The sequence below is a fragment of the Halomonas marinisediminis genome, from assembly GCF_004347715.1.
Lineage (GTDB): Bacteria > Pseudomonadota > Gammaproteobacteria > Pseudomonadales > Halomonadaceae > Halomonas > Halomonas icarae.
The window spans coordinates 1-268 of the sequence record NZ_SLTR01000501.1 but is presented as its reverse complement, the minus strand read 5'-3'; the positions used below and the strand labels follow the sequence as shown (position 1 = coordinate 268).

1 protein-coding gene is annotated in these 268 nt (G+C 65.3%); it reads left to right on the top strand.

Annotation, left to right across the window (positions count from 1 at the left end; all coding sequences use genetic code 11):
- A partial coding sequence (locus E0702_RS17580) for a M23 family metallopeptidase (RefSeq protein WP_132045795.1) occupies positions 1–268 on the top strand: 268 nt, incomplete at both ends.

Here is a 268-nt window from a genome sequence, read left to right as displayed (position 1 = left end):
GATCCGCGGCGGGAACCGGCTTCATGCGGGGATGGACTGGGCGGGGGCCTACGGCACGCCGATCTACGCCAGTGCCGACGGGGTGGTGACCCATGCGGGCTGGCAATCGGGATACGGACGGCTGGTGAAGATCGAACACGCCTTCGGCATAGAGACCCGCTTCGCCCACCTGTCGAAAATGACCGTCGAGGTCGGCCAAAGGGTCTCGCGCGGGGATCTGATCGGTGGTATGGGGAATTCCGGTCGTTCGACGGGCACGCATCTGCAT